Origin of the sequence: Amycolatopsis bartoniae, assembly GCF_014191255.1 — a bacterium.
GTDB lineage: Bacteria > Actinomycetota > Actinomycetes > Mycobacteriales > Pseudonocardiaceae > Amycolatopsis_E > Amycolatopsis_E bartoniae.
The window spans coordinates 1-16,646 of record NZ_JACHWH010000017.1; the positions used below are offsets into that span (position 1 = coordinate 1).

Sequence of the window (16,646 nt, forward strand, 5' to 3'; positions counted from 1 at the left end):
GTAGCCGCTTGCGCGGGCCAGCCGCGCCGACGTCCACGGCACCCACGTCGCCGCGACCTTCGTGGTGGGCAAACCCTTGAGCAGCCGCGAATCCTCGGCCTGGGTGGGAAACGCCGAGGGTTCGAGGACGGGGGCGTGCCAGGCGCCGCACACCACGGCAATGGTGTGGTCGTTGCCGCGCATCGCGGCCCGCAGCACCCGGCGCATCGCGGCCTCGCGCCGCTGGGTGCGCAGATCCGGTTCGTGGCCCTCGCGCAGCGTGCGCATCGCGTCGAGCACGGCGTCGAACCGTTCCAGCGTGGGATAGCGCAGCTCGACCGCGTCCTCCCACCAGCGCTCCGGGTCGTCGAACCCGGCCGCCTCGGCGAGCGTCCGGATCGGGTCGAGCGGCGGCCCGGCGTCCGGATCGTCCTCGTCGTCCAGCACGAGCGCCACGTTCGCCGGCAGGTCGAGAAACCGGACCTCGCGGCCGTGCTCCTGCGCCCAGCGCAGCGCCACCCACTCCGGGGAGAACACCGCCATCGGGTAGAAGTGCGCCGTCGCCGGCTTGTCCACCGCGTACACCAGCCCGGCGACCGGCGGCCGCATGCCTTCCAGCGCGGCCTGCGGCGCCACCGAGTCCAGCTCCGGCGGCCCCTCGATCAGCACCACCGCCGGGTCGAGCTGCGCCAGCGCGGCCGCGACCGCACGGGCCGAACCGGGCCCGTGGTGCCGGATGCCGAGAACGTGAACCCTCACACCAGTTCTCGGCAAGCGCGGTAGAGGTCCGCCCACGGCCGGCGCTCGCGGACGACGGTCTCCAGGTACTCCTGCCACACGATCCGGTCCTGCACCGGGTCCTTGACCACCGCGCCGTGCAGCCCGGCCGCCACGTCGTCGGCCCGCACCACGCCGTCGCCGAAGTGCGCGGCCAGCGCGATCCCGTTCGTCACCACCGAGATCGCCTCCGCGGTGGACAGCGTGCCGGACGGGGACTTGAGCTTCGTGCGGCCGTCCCCGGTGACGCCGGAGCGCAGCTCGCGGAACACCGTGACGACGCGGCGGATCTCGTCGAGGTCCTCCAGATCGGCGGGCAGGCTCAGCGACCGGCCGAGCTGCTGCACCCGCAGCCGCACGATCTCCACCTCGCTCTCGGCGTCGTCGGGCAGCGGCAGGACCACCACGTTGAACCGGCGCTTGAGGGCGGCGGACAGGTCGTTGACGCCGCGGTCGCGGTCGTTGGCGGTCGCGATGACGTTGAACCCGGCGCGCGCCTGGACCTCGCTGTCCAGCTCGGGAATCGGCAGCGTCTTCTCGGACAGGATCGTGATCAGCGCGTCCTGCACGTCCGACGGGATGCGCGTCAGCTCCTCGATCCGCGCGATGCCGCCGGTCTCCATGGCGCGCAGGACCGGGCTCGCGACCAGCGCCCGCTCCGACGGGCCCTCCGCGAGCAGCCGCGCGTAGTTCCAGCCGTAGCGGATGGCCTCCTCGGCGGTGCCGGACGTGCCCTGCACCAGCTGCGTCGAGTCGCCGGAGATCGCGGCGGCCAGGTGCTCGGACAACCACGTCTTCGCCGTGCCCGGCACGCCCAGCAGGAGCAGCGCGCGGTCGGTGGCCAGCGTGGCGATCGCGACCTCGACGAGGCGGCGCGAGCCGAGGTACTTCGCCGAGATGGGCGTGCCGTCCGGGGCCTCACCGCCCAGGACGTATGTGGCGACCGCCCACGGCGACAGCTTCCAGCTGGGTGGTTTCGGCCGTTCGTCGCCCTTGGCCAGCGCCGCCAGCTCGTCGGCGTACTGCTGCTCGGCGTGTGCCCTCAGCACGTCGGTCATGAGAACTCCTGCAGGATCGTTGCGCGGATGGTCAGTGCGTGGGCCACGCCCCGCAGGGCGCGGTGGGCGACCTTGCGGGTGGGGGCGAGGCTGGTGAGCCACGCCTCGACGCTGCCGAGCGTGGCGGGGTGCAGGTGCTCGGCGAGCGCGCCGGAGGCGAGCCGCAGCACGTCGTCCTTCTTGGCCGCCCACAGCCGGTCGACGAGCTCCTCGGAGAACCGGGCGGCCCACGGGCCGGGCGCGGCGGCGAGCAGGTGCCCGAACCGGGTGTCCACCTTCTGCTCCCGGCTGAGCACGTCGGCGGCCGCCTCGGGCGTGAGCGCGGCGACCAGCTCGGGAGTGGGCTGGTGGCGGGCGAGCGCGACGAGCCACTCCTGGTCGCGCTGGCGCAGTGCGGCCCTGGTCCAGCCGGTGAGCACCGCCTTGTCCGCCTTCCCGATCTGCCGGGTGTCCCAAGTGGACAGTGGGGTGGCGGCGAGGAGCTGGATCAGCCACGACGTGGCGCGGCCCTGCCCGGGCTCGCGGGTGTCGGTGATCCCGTCGCGGCGGGCCGCCTCGTCGGGCTCGCCGGGCAGGTCGAACGTGGCGTCCCGCTGCCACAGGGCCCGGGCGCGTTCGGCCATGCGCCGTGCCCGGGCGGAGGCGGGCAGGGAGTCGAGCAGCGCGGCCGCGGCGGCGCGCACGGAGGCGGCCCTGTCGTCGAGCGCCCGTTCCAGCAACGGTTCGTCGTCCTTCGACAGTCCGATGTGGAGGGTGTCGAGGAGCGCGGCGCGCAGGGCCGCGGGTTCCTTCGCCCAGGTGTCCTCGACGAGGGCGCGGGCGGCCGCCGGGTCGGTGGCACGCAGCTCGCCCAGCAGCGCCAGCCGCTCGGCGCGGGTGCCGGTGGCGAACCGCCCGGCCACGTCCCGCGGCCTGGTGGCCCAGTGCCACGACGGGTTGTGCCCGGCCAGCCAGGCGCCACGCGGGCCGAGCACCTCCTTGACCACGGCGCGCTCGTCCGGGTTGGCGGTGCCGAACCGCAACAGGTCGGGCAGCAGCCGGAAAGGCGGGCGGCGGCCGCTGTCGCGCGCCGCGGCGAACCAGTGCGCGGCGAGCCGCTCGGCGCTGCCCTCGACGCGGCGGGCGAGCAGGAGCTCCAGCAGCTGGGTGGCGGCCGCGGTGCACTCGGGACGCTCGTCGGGATCGGCAGGCCTCGGCGGGGTGCCCCGCCACGCGGGCGGGATCCAGCCCGCCCGCCGGTAGCCCGCGGCGAGCGCGGCCGCGGACAGGACCGCGGCTTCGGCGGTGGCGGCTTCCACCCGGTCGGCGCCTTCGATCGTCAGCTGGTCGAGGCGGAAGGGGCGGCGGCCGGTGCCCACGAGCGCGGTGGCCAGCAGGTGGTCCCAGTCGGTCATGCGGCCCTACCTTCAAGGACGCGGCAAGCCGCGACGGCGTCATCGGCCAGCATGGCGTTGAATGATTCGGACCTGCAAGCAGTCCTCATGCGACCTCCTCACCGAAGGCAGCAAGCTCGCTCACAGCGCCACCAGCCGGTCGTCGACCGCCACGCTCAGCGGGCGCAGGCGCTCGTCGAGCCACTCCCCGAACACCGACACCGGACGGCCGCCGGACAGCGCGAGCAGCGGCCACAGGTCCGTGCCCGGCGCCAGGGTCAGCGCGGCGCCGTCGGCGTCGACGAGCAGCGGCGGCTCCCCGGGCACGACCGTCACCCCCGCCAGCGCCAGCGGAACCTGGCGCAGCCACGGGTTTCCGGCCAGCCAGCGCGCGGCCTGCGCCAGGGCGGCGGAGACACCGGTGGCGTGCGGCAGCCCGTCGCCCTGGGTGATTTTGTGCTCCTCCCCGGTGAGCAGCGCCCGCCGCGGCGGGCTGCCCGGGTACCGCGCCAGCTCACCGTCCACAACGGACCCGAGCACGTGCGCGACCCGCAGCGCCTGCCCGGCGGCCGCGAAGTCCAGCAGCACCACCGTTTCGCCGGTGCGCTCGCCGTGCAGCCACGTGCGCTGGGACAGCAGCCGGTCGTCCTCCTCGCGGCTCAGCCCGACCACCTGCCACCGGTCGGCGACCCGGTCGCCGATCTCGTCGCGACGGCGCGGCCAGCCGAGCACCGCGCGCAGGTCGCCCATCGCCGCCTCGTCCAGCTCCGCGCGCCGCCGCCACGCGCGGACCGCGAGGTACCAGCGGCCCAGCTCGCCCAGCAGGTGCTCCGCCCAGTCCGGCCGGGCGTGCACGTCGCCCCCCATCGCGCGGACGCGCTCGGCGAGCCCGGGCAGCTGCGCGTCGACCAGCCGCGCGGCCGCGGTGTCCCAGAACGACGGCGGCTGGCCGCGGGCGGCGGCGAGCCCCTGCCGGACGAGGTCGTGCAGCCACCGCTCGAAGTCGTCGAGCCCGGCCGACATCAGCGCCTCGCGCTCCGCCTGCCGCTTCGCCTGCGCCTCGGGATCGGGCTCGCCCTCGGCCGCCGCCTTCCGGCCCGCCCGCTGGGCGGCCCAGTCCGCGGCGAAGGGCTCGGCCGACTCCAGGTCCGCCACCGCCCCGTCGTGCGCGGCCCACAGCAGCAGGAGCGCGAGCCCGTGCTTGCAGGGGAACTTGCGGCTGGGGCACGTGCAGCGGAACGCGGGCCCGGTGAGGTCGACGGTCACCTGGTACGGCTCACGGGCGCTGCCCTGGCACTTGCCCCAGACCAGCGTAGCGGTGCTGCCGAGGTCGGACCACGTGCGCGGGTTCGCCAGGCCGCGCGCGGCCTTGCCGGAGGAGGCGTCGGGCGCGAGCGCGAGCACCTGCGCCACCGTCCACCGCGATCCCACACCCGTGTCCCTTCTCACCGCCGCGCGTCAGGCGAGCCTAGCGGGGGGCACCGACAGTCCCGCGCACTTGGCCACCTCCCACAACGGCGGCCGCCGGGGGCTCCGGGACCCGGAACCGGGCCCGCAGTGACCAGCCTCTCATCCGCCTTGCCCTGGGGGACGCGGCAAAGTGGCCGGTCAGCCTCCCCCTTTGGAGGGTTCCCACAAAAAACGCGCCCAGGCACGCTACGTCCCCGCCCATCACCTACCGGCCGGTAAGCGGGATGCTGGGGAAGCGGCCAAGGGGCCGCGTTCGTCTGTCGCCGAGTTTGTGAGGCTCGTTCCGTTGTTCAGTCGTGTCGCGATCGTCAACCGGGGAGAGGCCGCGATGCGGCTCATCCACGCCGTCGGTGAGCTCAATGCCGAGGGCGGGCCACGGATCGAAACCGTCGCCCTCTACACCGACGCCGACGCGACGGCCACGTTCGTGCGGGAGGCCGACTACACCTACGACCTGGGCCCGGCCTCGGCCCGCCCGTACCTGGACCTGGCCGTCCTGGAGCGCGCACTGGTCGAGACCGGTGCCGACGCCGCGTGGGTCGGCTGGGGCTTCGTCGCCGAGGACCCGGCGTTCGCCCAGCTGTGCGAGAAGCTGGGCATCACCTTCATCGGCCCGGACCCGGAGGCGATGCGGAAGCTGGGCGACAAGATCGGCGCCAAGCTCATCGCCGAGGAGGTCGGCGTCCCGGTCGCGCCGTGGAGCCGCGGCCCCGTCGAGACCCTCGACGCGGCGCTGAGCGCGGCCGAGCGGATCGGCTACCCGCTGATGCTCAAGGCCACCGCGGGCGGCGGTGGCCGCGGCATCCGCGTCGTCACCTCCCCGGAGGAGCTGACCGACGCCTACGAGCGCACCAGCCTGGAGGCCGAGCGCGCCTTCGGCAGCGGCGTCGTGTTCCTGGAGCGTCTGGTCACCGGCGCCCGGCACGTCGAGGTCCAGGTGATCGCCGACGGCCAGGGCACCGCGTGGGCGCTGGGCGTGCGCGACTGCTCGGTGCAGCGGCGCAACCAGAAGATCATCGAGGAGTCGTCCTCGCCGGTGCTGGAGCCGGAGCAGGCGGCCGAGCTGAAGGCGTCGGCCGAGCGCCTCGCCGTCGCCGTCGGCTACCGCGGCGCGGCGACCGTGGAGTTCCTCTACCACCCGAAGGACCGGCTGTTCGCGTTCCTGGAGGTCAACACCCGCCTGCAGGTCGAGCACCCGATCACCGAGGCCACCACGGGCATGGACCTGGTCAAGGCCCAGTTGCACGTCGCCGCCGGCGGCAAGCTGACCGGCACCCCGCCCCCGGAGCTGGGGCACGCGATCGAGGCCCGGCTCAACGCCGAGGACCCCGACCGCGACTTCGCGCCCGCCCCGGGCCGCATCGTGCTGCTCGACCTGCCCGCGGGCCCCGGCATCCGCGTCGACACCGGCGTGAGCCAGGGCGACACCATCCCCGCCGACTTCGACTCGATGATCGCCAAGATCATCGCCTACGGCCGCGACCGCGACGAGGCGCTGTCCCGGCTGCGCCGCGCGATGCGCGAGACCACCGTCCTCATCGACGGCGGCACCACCAACAAGTCCTTCGTGCTCGACCTGCTCGCCCAGCGCGAGGTGATCGACGGCAGCGCTGACACCGGCTGGATCGACCGCGTGCGCGCCGAAGGCCGCCTGGTGTCGCAGCAGCACTCCGGGGTGGCGCTGGCGGCCGCCGCGATCGAGGCGTACCAGGACGAGAAGCGGGTCGAGCTGCAGCGGCTGCTGTCCACCGCGCACGGCGGGCGCCCGCAGGTGCAGCACGAGAGCGGCCGGCCGATCGACCTCAAGCTCCGCGGCGCGTCCTACCGGCTCACCGTCGCCGAGACCGGCCCCGGCCGCTACCGCGTCGGGTTCCTCACCGGCGAAGCCGCCCACACCGTCGAGGCGGTGCTGGAGCGCTACGACGAGCACACCGGGCAGATCCACCTCAACGGTCACCGCTTCCGCCTGGTCACCGGCACCTCCGGGCCGATCCACCTGGTCGAGGTCGACGGGGTCACCCACCGCGTCAGCCGGGACGAGGGCGGGGTCCTGCGCTCCCCGGCGCCCGCGCTGGTGGTCGCCACCCCGGTCGCGCCCGGCGACGAGGTCGAGGCCGGCGCGCCGGTGCTGGTGCTGGAGAGCATGAAGATGGAGACCGTGCTGCGGGCGCCGTTCCGCGCGCTGCTGCGTGAATGCGTGGTCTCGGTCGGCAGCCAGGTCGGGACGGGCGCGCCCCTGCTGCGCCTGGAACCGCTGGGCGACGCGGACGCCGAGGCCGCGCCCGGCGCCGACGCGGTGGAGCTGGACCTGCCCGCCGAGCCCGCCGGGCTGTCCGCCGCGGACCGGGTGCGCCGGGGGCTGGCGGACCTGCGCAGCATGCTGCTCGGCTTCGACATCGACCCGCACGACGGCGGGCGCACCCTCGCCGGGTACCTCGCCGCGCGCGCCGAGCTGCCGCGGCGGCCGCTGGCCGAGGAGGTCGGGCTGCTGGACGTCTTCGCCGACCTGTCCGAGCTGTCCCGCAACAAGCCCGGCGGCGAGGAGACCAGGGCCGAGACGCGGGTGCACAGCCCGCGCGAGCACTTCCACGCCTACCTGCAGACCCTCGACGCCGAGCGCGCCGGGCTGCCGGAAGCCTTCCAGGACCGCCTCACCCGCGTGCTCGGCCACTACGGCGTCGACGGGCTGGACCGCACGCCCGAGCTGGAAGAGGCGCTGTTCCGGATCTTCCTCGCGCAGCAGCGCGCCACCTCCGACGCCGCCGTGGTCACCGCGCTGCTGCAGCAGTGGCTCACCGAGGCCCCGCCCGGCGGCGAGCTGCGCGACCCGGTCGGGCAGGCGCTGGAACGCCTGGTCGTGGCCACCCAGCTGCGCTTCCCGGTGATCGGGGACCTCGCGCGCAGCCTGGTGTTCCGCTGGTTCGCCCAGCCGCTGCTGCGGCGCACCCGGGCCCGCGTCTACGCCAAGGTCCGGGACCACCTGCGCCACCTCGACGCGCACCCGGACGCCCCGGACCGCGCCGAGCGGATGGCCGAGATGGTGCGCAGCACCGAGCCGCTGGTGCGGCTGCTCGGCCAGCGGCTCGTGCGGGCCGACCTGGACAACACGATCATGCTGGAGGTGCTGACCCGGCGGTACTACGGCAACAAGGGGCTCACCGAGGTCCGCGCCGTCGAGGCGGCCGGCTGCTCCTTCGTGGTGGCCGGGCGCGCCGGGTCGGCCATCGCCTCCGCCGCGGTGCGGTTCGAGGAGCTGGGCGGCGCCCTGCGCGGGCTCGCGGAGCTGGCGGAGGGCCGGGACACCGGCGTCGACGCCGACATCTACCTCGCCTGGGAGAACCAGCCCGAGGACTCCGACGAGGCCGCCGCCGCGCTGCAGGAGGCCCTGCGCGCGCAGGCCCTGCCCGCCGGGGTCCGCCGCGTCACCGCCACGGTCGCGGGCCGCGGCGGCGCGGTGATGCACCACCACTTCACGTTCCGCCCGTCGCCCGCGGGCATGGCCGAGGAACGGCTGATCCGCGGGCTGCACCCGTTCATCGCCGAGCGGATGCAGCTGGAGCGGCTCAGCCGGTTCGACCTCACGCGGCTGCCGTCGTCGGACGAGGAGGTCTACCTGTTCCAGTGCGTGGCGCGGGAGAACCCCTCCGACGAGCGCCTCGTGGCGTTCACCCAGGTGCGTGACCTGGTCGAGCTGCGCGAGCACGACGGCAGGCTGGTCGCGTTGCCGACCGCCGAGGACGCCGTGGCCGCCTGCCTCGACTCGATCCGCGGCGCGCAGGCCCGCAGGCCGTCGAAGAACCGCGCCACCACCAACCGGATCGTGGTCTACGTCTGGCCGGCGAGCGAGATCACCCGCGCCGAGCTGGAGACGATCACCGAGCGGGTGCTGCCCACCACCGCCGGGGCCGGGCTGGAGGAGATCCTGTTCATCGCGCGGCAGCGCGACCCGCGGACCGGTGAGCTGGTGAAGACCGCCGTGCGGATCTCCTTCGACGCGACCGGGAACGCGGAGCTGATCGTCGGCGAGCCGTCGGACGAGCCGGTCGAGCCGCTGGACGACTACCGGCAGAAGGTGCTGCGCGCGAGCAAGCGCGGCACGGTGTACCCGTACGAGCTGACCGGGATGTTGGCCGGGCCCGGCGGGAGCTTCACCGAGTACGACCTCGACGACTCCGGCGCGCTGGCGCCGGTGGACCGGCCGAAGGGGCTCAACAAGGCCGGGATCGTCGCGGGCGTGGCGACCACGCCGACCGGGCGGTACCCGGAGGGCATGACCCGGGTGGTGCTGCTGGGTGATCCGACGAAGGCGCTGGGCGCGCTGTCCGAACCGGAGTGCGCCCGGATCATCGCCGCGCTGGACCTCGCGGACCGGCTGCGGGTGCCGGTGGAGTGGTACGCGCTGTCGGCGGGAGCGCGCATCGCGATGGACTCGGGCACCGAGAACATGGACTGGATCGCCGCCGCGCTGCGCCGGATCGTGCACTTCACCCAGGACGGCGGTGAGATCAACATCGTGGTGGCGGGCATCAACGTCGGCGCCCAGCCGTACTGGAACGCCGAGGCCACGATGCTCATGCACACCAAGGGGATCCTCGTGATGACCCCGGACTCGGCGATGGTGCTGACCGGCAAGGAGTCGCTCGACTTCTCCGGTGGCGTCTCGGCCGAGGACAACTTCGGCATCGGCGGCTACGACCGCGTGATGGGGCCGAACGGGCAGGCGCAGTACTGGGCGCCGGACCTGCGGGCCGCGCACGGCGTGCTGCTGGCCCACTACGACCACACGTACGTGCTGCCGGGCGAGCAGGGGCCGCGGCGCGCGGCGACCACCGACCCGGTGGACCGCGACGTCTCGGACTTCCCGCACGCGGTGGTGGGCAGCGACTTCACCACGGTCGGGGAGATCTTCTCGCGGGAGACCAACCCGGACCGCAAGAAGCCGTTCGACATCCGCACGGTGATGCGGGCGCTGGCGGACCAGGACCACGCGGTGCTGGAACGCTGGGCGGGCATGGCCGACGCGGAGACCGCGGTGGTGCAGGACGTGCACCTGGGCGGGATTCCGGTGTGCCTGGTGGGCATCGAGTCGCGGTCGGTGCCGCGGCGCGGGTTCCCGCCCACCGACGGCCCGGACGCCTACACCGCGGGCACGCTGTTCCCGCGCTCGTCGAAGAAGGTCGCGCGGGCGATCAACGGGGCGAGCGGGAACCGGCCGCTGGTGGTGCTGGCGAACCTGTCCGGGTTCGACGGGTCACCCGAGTCGATGCGCAAGCTGCAGCTGGAGTACGGCGCGGAGATCGGGCGCGCGATCGTGAACTTCCGCGGGCCCATCGTGTTCTGCGTCATTTCGCGCTACCACGGCGGGGCGTTCGTGGTGTTCTCCAAGACGCTCAACCCGAACATGACGGTGCTGGCCGTGGACGGCTCGTACGCGTCGGTGCTGGGCGGCGCCCCGGCCGCGGCGGTGGTGTTCGCCCGCGACGTCAACACCCGCACCGCGCGTGACCCGCGGGTGACGGAGCTGGAGGAGCGAATCGCCTCGGCGGAGGGCGCCGAACGGGGCGCGCTGGTGACCCGCCTGGCGGACGTGCGGGCCTCGGTGCGGGCCGAGAAGCTGGGCGAGGTGGCCGCCGAGTTCGACGGCGTGCACTCGATCCAGCGGGCGCAGCGCGTGGGCTCGGTGGACGCGATCATCCGCCCGGAGGAGCTGCGGCCGCAGATCATCGCCGCCGTGGAGCGCGGGCTGGCGGGGTAGCGGCACCGAAAAGGCCGGGAGTCCATTGTGGATTCCCGGCCTTTTCGTTCGTATTGCCGCCGCACCTCCGGCTGAGCTCTCAGACCCCCGCCGTGGTGGTGGCCGCCGTGGCGTCGAGCCTCGACTGGCGGGTGCGGGGGCCGAAGATCCCCAGCACGATCGCGCCCACCAGCCAGGTGCCCGCGATGAAGTAGAACACGCTCTGGTACCCGCTGCCGTTGTACAGCGCGGCGACGATCAGGGGGCCCGCGGCGTTTGACAGGCGGCCGAGACCGTAGGACACGCCCGTGCCGAGGGACCGGCCGCGGGTGTCGAACAGCTCCGGCGAGTACGCGTACCCCAGCGCCGTGTAGCCGCGCTCGAACAGGTTCACCAGGAACCCGAACACCACGATCAGCACCGGCGCGAACGTGAGCCCGTAGAGCAGACCACACAGTGCGATCACCGTGCCGAAGCCGACCAGGCACCACTTGCGCTCGAACCGGTCGGTGACCACCGCCGCCAGGTACGACCCCAGCGGCGCGCCGACCGTGGTGAGCGCGACGTAGAACACCGACTTCTCGACGCTGAAACCCTCCTTGGCCAGCAGCGTCGGCGCCCACGTCGAGTAGCCGAAGAACCCGATCGTCTGCGTCACCCACACGACGGTGAGCAGCAGCGTGGGGAACAGGTACTTCTTCTGCAGCAGCATCCGCAGCGGGGCCTTGCCCGCGGGCGCCTCCTCGATCGGCGGCGCGGGCTCGGGCAGCGGGCCCTTCTCCGCGGCGACCCGCGCCTCGATCTCCCGCAGCACCGCGTCGGCCTTCTCGTGCTCACCGCGGCTTTCGTACCAGCGTGGCGACTCCTTCAGCTGCCGCGTGAACAGCACGAGCAGCACCCCGAGCGCGCCCCACAGGTACACCAGCCGCCACGTCCAGCTGGTGAGGTCGACCACCGCGCTCGCGATCAGGTTGGTGACCGGCGTGCCGCAGATGCCGATCACGATCGCGTACGCCTGGTACTTGCCGCGCGTCGCGGCCGGGTACAGCTCGTTGACGTAGATGACCGCCACGACCGTCATCGCCGACAGGCCCGCGGAGGTCAGGACGCGGAACACGCCCAGCGACCAGAGGTCCCACGAGAACACGGCCGCGAGCGAGAAGAACCCGAACCACACCGTGGTCCACATCAGGGCCCGCTTGCGGCCGAACCGGTCGGCGAGCGTGCTCGCGACCACCGAGCCGAAGAACATCCCCACGAACGACAGCGAGGTCACGTACGCGACCTGGTTGACTGTCACGCCCCACAGCTTGATCAGCTTGGGCGCGGTGGTGGAGAAGCTGTTGATGTCGGCGAACTCGAAGAAGTACGCGAACGACACCGCGAGCAGGGTCAGCTTGTGGAACCGGGAGATCGGCAGTCTGTTCAGCCGGTTCAGTGAGTTGGCGTGCTGCATTGCATGCCCTTCGTGAGGGGAGTGGAGGCGTTCAGGCGGTTTCGCCGGGCCAGTAGAGGCGCATCGGGTTGTCGACCAGCAGCTTGCGCTGCTCTTCCGCGGTGACGGCGATCTGCGGGACGTAGTCGACCAGCAGCCCGTCGTCGGGCATGTGGCTCTTGAGGTTCGGGTGCGGCCAGTCGCTGCCCCAGAGCACCCGGTCGGGGAACTCCTCGACGACGCGGCGGGCGAACGGCACGACGTCGGTGTACGCGTGCTGCTCGCCGTCCAGCGCGGGCGGCCCGCTCACCGTCAGGCGCTCGGGGCAACTGACCTTCACCCACACGTCGTTGTTCGCGACGAACCGCAGGAACCCGCCGAACTCCGGGCCGTCCACGGGTTTCGTGACGTCGGGCCGTCCCATGTGGTCGATCACGAGCGGCGCGGGCAGCGCGCCGAAGAAGTCCGCCAGCTCGGGCAGGTCGGCGGCCTCGAAGTAGAGCACGATGTGCCAGCCGAGCGGGGCGATCTTCTTCGCGATCGTGCGCAGCGCGTCGTGCGGCGCGGCGTCGACGAGCCGGCGCACGAAGTTGAACCGGACGCCGCGCACCCCCGCCTCGTCGAGCCTGCGCAGCTCCGCGTCGCTGACGTCGGGCCGGACGGTCGCGACGCCGCGTGCGCGGCCGCCCGCCGCCTGGACGGCGTCGAGCATCGCGGAGTTGTCCGCGCCGTGACAGGTGGCCTGCACGATCACGGTGCGGGTGACGCCGAGGTGGTCGCGCAGCGCGAACAGCTGGTCCTTGCTCGCGTCGCAGGGGGTGTACTTGCGCTCCGGCGCGAACGGGAACTCGGCCTGCGGGCCGAAGACGTGGCAGTGCGCGTCGACGGTGCCCGCGGGCAGGGTGAACCGCGGCTTCGACGGGTTCGGGTACCAGTCCAGCCAGCCGGGTGTCTTGGGGGCGAGCGTGCTCATGGGGTCCTTCGGGGTGTTCAACGGCCCTGGCGCTTCAGCAGGGCGTCCAGTCGCGGGTAGACGGTGCGGGCGTTGGTTTCCCGGATCGCGGCCCAGTCATCCGTGGTGAGCTTCTCCGACGCTTCGGCGTAGCGGCGGGTGTCGTCGAAGTAGTGGCCGGTGCGCGGGTCGACGCTGCGGACGGCGCCGATCATCTCCGAGGCGAAGAGGATGTTGCGGGCCGGGATGACGTCGAACAGCAGGTCCGAGCCGGGCTGGTGGTACACGCAGGTGTCGAAGAAGACGTTGTTCAGTACGTGCTCTTCCAGCTCCGGCTTGCCCAGCGCCATGGCGAGACCCCGGAAGCGGCCCCAGTGGTAGGGCACCGCGCCGCCGCCGTGCGGGATGACCAGCTTCAGCGTGGGGAAGTCGGTGAACAGGTCGCCCTGCACCAGCTGCATGAACACGGTGGTGTCGGCGTTGAGGTAGTGCGCGCCGGTGGTGTGGAACGCGGGGTTGACGCTGGTGCTGACGTGCACCATGGCCGGGACGTCGTACTCGACCATCTTCTCGTAGAGGGGGTACCACGAGCGGTCGGTCAGCGGCGGGGCCGTCCAGTGGCCGCCGCTGGGGTCGGGGTTGAGGTTCAGCGCGACGGCGCCGTACTCCTCCACGCAGCGGGTCAGCTCCGGGATGCAGGTGGCCGGGTCGACGCCGGGGGACTGGGGGAGCATCGCGGCCGGGGCGAAGCGCTCCGGGTAGAGCGTGCTGATGCGGTAGCACAGCTCGTTGCAGATCGACGCCCACTCCGACGACGTCTCGAAGCCGCCGACGTGGTGGGCCATGAACGACGCGCGGGGGGAGAAGATGGTGAGGTCGATGCCCCGCTCGTCCATCAGGCGCAGCTGGTTCGCCTCGATCGTCTCGCGCAGCTCGTCGTCGCTGATGCGCAGGTCGGCGCGCACGGGCGCGGCGGCGGTGTCGTCCGACAGGGCGGCGACCTGCTGCTTGCGCCAGGCTTCGAGCGCGGGCGGGGCGGTGGTGTAGTGACCGTGGCAGTCGATGATCAAGGCTGGTCCTCTTCGTGCTGGATGGGGGCGATGCGCGCACGGGACCCGCACCGTCGCTCTCCCTTACCGTCTCCAGCGCACAGTAATCGTCGAAGAAATTGTTGACAATATCTACGACAGAAGTCGTACGGCCACGGAGAGTGAGATCAGCCCCCTGGTGGGAGGCTTGGGACGTGGAAGATGACCCGGTCGAGCGGTACACGCGGCTGTTGCGGACGTTGCCGAAGCCGCGGGAGCCGCCGATGGTGGGTGCGACGCTATTCGAGCTCGCCGCGCAGGAGTACCGGCTGAGCCGGCCCGGCGCGAGCCTGGTGGAGTTCGACCAGGCCGGTGCGACCTACCTGTTCGACCTCGCGAGCGAGGAGGACCAGGAAGAGCGCACGGTGGCCGCCTGGGCGGTTTCGCCGGCCGGAGCAAGGGCTCGCGACACTGCCTACCAGCGGATGTATCCGATGCCGCCGACACCGGACGAGGCGCCGGTCGACCGGGGTCACCTGGTGCCGCACCGGTCGGGCGGGCTGTTCGGGCCGAACATCTTCCGGCAGGATCGCGCGCTGAACCGTGGCTGGTCGCCCGAGGGGCGGGCGTACCGCACCCTCGAACGTCTGGCCGCGGTACCCGGTGCGTTCTTCTTCGGCCGCCTGCTCTACGACGACGAGACCTCCTATCCCACGCACATCGAACTGGTGGTGTTGCGCGGCGATGATCTCCGCGCGGCCCGGTTCCGGAACCGCTGACACACCTCCACCCACCACCGCCGAGGTGAGCGGCGCCGCATCCGTCCGGGGGTGCCGCCTGGGAGAATGGTCGACCGGCAGGCGGGGCCGGCCCGCTTCCGTCGTTTCCGTCCCAGGAGAGCGAATGTCCAGTCCCATCAGCGAGACCACGCCGCCGCGGGGTGGCCTGCTGCCGCGCGACCTCGCGCTCATCGCCCTGTTCGCGGCGCTCATCGCGGTGCTCGGGCTGCCCGGCAGCTTCGCCCTGTTCGGCGCCGCCGTGCCGATCACCGCGCAGAGCCTCGGCGTGATGCTCGCCGGCAGCGTCCTCGGCGCCCGGCGCGGCACGCTCGCCGTGCTGACGTTCCTCGTGCTCGTCGCCGCCGGGCTGCCGTTGCTCCCGGGCGGCCGCGGCGGCGTCGCGGTGTTCGCCGGGGCCTCCGCGGGCTACCTGGTCGGCTGGCTGCTCGGCGCGTTCGTCACGGGCTGGCTGGTCACGAAGGTGACCCGGCGGCGGAAACTGCCGTGGCTGATCGTGGCGAACGTGCTCGGCGGCATCGTGGCGATCTACCTCATCGGCATCCCGGTCACCGCGTGGCGCGTCGGCAGCGGCCTGGTCGCCACCGTCGTCTCGGCCGTGCAGTACCTGCCGGGCGACGCGATCAAGGTCGTCGTCAGCGCCCTGATCACCGCCGCCGTGTACCGGGCGTACCCGGTGCCGGAGGCGGGCAGGCGGCGGGGCGAGGAATGATCACCGTCGCCGGTGTCTCCCACTCCTACGGCGACCGTCCCGTGCTGCACGAGATCGACCTGGAGCTGGGCGAGCACCGGATCGGCATCATCGGCGCCAACGGGTCCGGCAAGTCCACCCTGGCCCGGATGTTCAACGGGCTGGTGCTGCCGAAACGGGGCCGGGTGCTGGTCGACGGGCTGGACACGCGCAAGGACGGGCGCCGGGTCCGGCAGCGGGTCGGGTTCGTGTTCTCCGACGCCGACACGCAGATCATCATGCCCACGGTGGCCGAGGACGTCGCGATCGGACTGTCCCGCCGGAACCTGCCGAAGGCCGAGATCGCCCGCCGCGTCGACGAGGTGCTGGCGCGTCACGGGCTCGCGGAGCACCGCGACCACCCGGCGCACCTGCTCTCCGGTGGCCAGAAGCAGATGCTCGCGCTCGCGTCGGTGCTGGTGACCGAGCCGGACATCCTGGTCTGCGACGAGCCCACCACGCTGCTGGACCTGCGCAACGTCCGCACCGTGGTGCGCGCGCTCGAAGCGCTGCCGCAGCAGGTCGTCCTGCTCACCCACCACCTGGAGATGCTGCACGGCTTCGACCGGGTGCTGGTGCTGGACGCGGGCCGGGTCGTCTTCGACGGCGCCCCGCGCCCGGCCATCGAGCACTACCAGGCCCTGCTGGACGACGAGCTCGCGGGCGACGCGCGGTGACCGTCGGCCTGTACCTGCCCGGCGGCTCCTGGCTGCACCGCACCCCGGCCGGCCCGAAACTGCTGGGGCTGCTGCTGGCGATCACGGGCGTGCTGCTGACCTCGGTGCCGGCCGGCATCGCCGCCGAGCTGGCGGTGACCGCGGCCCTGTACCCGGCGGCGCGCGTGCCGTGGCGGATCCTGTGGCAGCACACCCGGGTGCTGCTGCCGTTCCTGGTGCTGGTCGCCGGGTTCCAGCTGCTGACCGCGGGCTGGGAACGCGCCGTGGTCATCGGCGGGCAGCTGCTGGTCTCGGTGCTGCTCGCCGGGCTCGTCACCGTCACCACCCGCGTGAGCGCCATGCTCGCGCTGTTCGAGAAGCTCGCCCGCCCGCTGGACCGGGTGGGGGTCAGCTCGCAGCGCATCGCGCTGACGCTGGCGCTGACGATGCGCTGCATCCCGATGGTCGCGCAGGCGTGGCAGGCGTCCAGCGACGCCTACCGCGCACGCGGCCTGCGCCGCGGCTCGTGGCGCGTGGTCGTCCCGGTGATCGTCCGCCTGCTGCGCTCGGCCGAGTCCCTCGGTGACGCGATCACCGCCCGCGGTGTCGACGACGACGGGGTCCGGCGCGGGTGAGCGGTGGCAGCGCGAGGTGCTC

General features: G+C 73.0%; 12 protein-coding genes. 5 read left to right on the forward strand and 7 right to left on the reverse strand.

Annotated features, from left to right (window positions below; all coding sequences use genetic code 11):
* The 4 genes from FHX82_RS35305 to FHX82_RS35320 all read right to left on the reverse strand — a co-directional run.
* On the reverse strand, positions 1–738 hold a 738-nt coding region (locus FHX82_RS35305; RefSeq protein ID WP_311733438.1), incomplete at its 3' end, for a DUF5682 family protein.
* Positions 735–1,814, reverse strand: coding sequence for an ATP-binding protein (locus FHX82_RS35310; RefSeq protein WP_145933973.1), 1,080 nt, complete (start codon positions 1,812–1,814; stop codon positions 735–737). The genes FHX82_RS35310 and FHX82_RS35305, both read right to left, overlap by 4 nt.
* Positions 1,811–3,208 carry a DUF5691 domain-containing protein gene (locus FHX82_RS35315; RefSeq protein ID WP_145933970.1) on the reverse strand — a complete coding sequence of 466 codons (1,398 nt, stop codon included), beginning with the start codon at positions 3,206–3,208 and terminating at the stop codon, positions 1,811–1,813. Before FHX82_RS35315 ends, FHX82_RS35310 begins: the two co-directional genes overlap by 4 nt.
* Before the next feature lie 120 nt (positions 3,209–3,328).
* Positions 3,329–4,618, reverse strand: a complete 1,290-nt coding sequence (locus FHX82_RS35320; protein ID WP_229880674.1) for an SWIM zinc finger family protein — start codon at positions 4,616–4,618, stop codon at positions 3,329–3,331.
* A 325-nt stretch (positions 4,619–4,943) separates the two neighbouring features.
* Here FHX82_RS35320 and FHX82_RS35325 point away from each other — a divergent pair, with 325 nt between their 5' ends.
* Positions 4,944–10,412: an ATP-binding protein gene (locus FHX82_RS35325; RefSeq protein ID WP_145933968.1), complete on the forward strand. Its 5,469-nt coding sequence runs from the start codon at positions 4,944–4,946 to the stop codon at positions 10,410–10,412.
* A gap of 79 nt (positions 10,413–10,491) precedes the next feature.
* On the opposite strand, the gene FHX82_RS35330 is transcribed toward FHX82_RS35325, so the two are convergent.
* From FHX82_RS35330 to FHX82_RS35340, 3 genes are read right to left on the reverse strand one after another with little or no spacing between them, the layout of a single operon-like run.
* Entirely contained in the window at positions 10,492–11,847 is a 1,356-nt protein-coding gene (locus tag FHX82_RS35330; RefSeq protein WP_145933966.1) for an MFS transporter, read from the reverse strand.
* A 31-nt stretch (positions 11,848–11,878) separates the two neighbouring features.
* On the reverse strand, positions 11,879–12,799 hold the full coding sequence (locus tag FHX82_RS35335) for an amidohydrolase family protein (RefSeq protein WP_145933965.1): 921 nt from the start codon (positions 12,797–12,799) through the stop codon (positions 11,879–11,881).
* A gap of 17 nt (positions 12,800–12,816) precedes the next feature.
* The gene (locus FHX82_RS35340; protein ID WP_145933963.1) at positions 12,817–13,848 is read right to left on the reverse strand and encodes an amidohydrolase family protein; all 1,032 of its coding nucleotides are present in this window, start codon (positions 13,846–13,848) and stop codon (positions 12,817–12,819) included.
* A gap of 173 nt (positions 13,849–14,021) precedes the next feature.
* Here FHX82_RS35340 and FHX82_RS35345 point away from each other — a divergent pair, with 173 nt between their 5' ends.
* The 4 genes from FHX82_RS35345 (at position 14,022) to FHX82_RS35360 (ending at position 16,624) form a co-directional block, all read left to right on the forward strand.
* Positions 14,022–14,585 (forward strand): hypothetical protein, encoded by a 564-nt coding sequence (locus tag FHX82_RS35345; RefSeq protein WP_145933961.1) that lies wholly within the window; start codon positions 14,022–14,024, stop codon positions 14,583–14,585.
* A 124-nt stretch (positions 14,586–14,709) separates the two neighbouring features.
* Positions 14,710–15,315, forward strand: a complete 606-nt coding sequence (locus FHX82_RS35350; RefSeq protein WP_145933960.1) for a biotin transporter BioY — start codon at positions 14,710–14,712, stop codon at positions 15,313–15,315.
* Positions 15,312–16,010, forward strand: a complete 699-nt coding sequence (locus tag FHX82_RS35355; protein ID WP_145933958.1) for an energy-coupling factor ABC transporter ATP-binding protein — start codon at positions 15,312–15,314, stop codon at positions 16,008–16,010. Before FHX82_RS35350 ends, FHX82_RS35355 begins: the two co-directional genes overlap by 4 nt.
* Positions 16,007–16,624 (forward strand): energy-coupling factor transporter transmembrane component T family protein, encoded by a 618-nt coding sequence (locus FHX82_RS35360; protein WP_145933956.1) that lies wholly within the window; start codon positions 16,007–16,009, stop codon positions 16,622–16,624. The genes FHX82_RS35355 and FHX82_RS35360 overlap by 4 nt, the downstream gene beginning before the upstream one ends.
* Positions 16,625–16,646 lie beyond the last annotated feature (22 nt).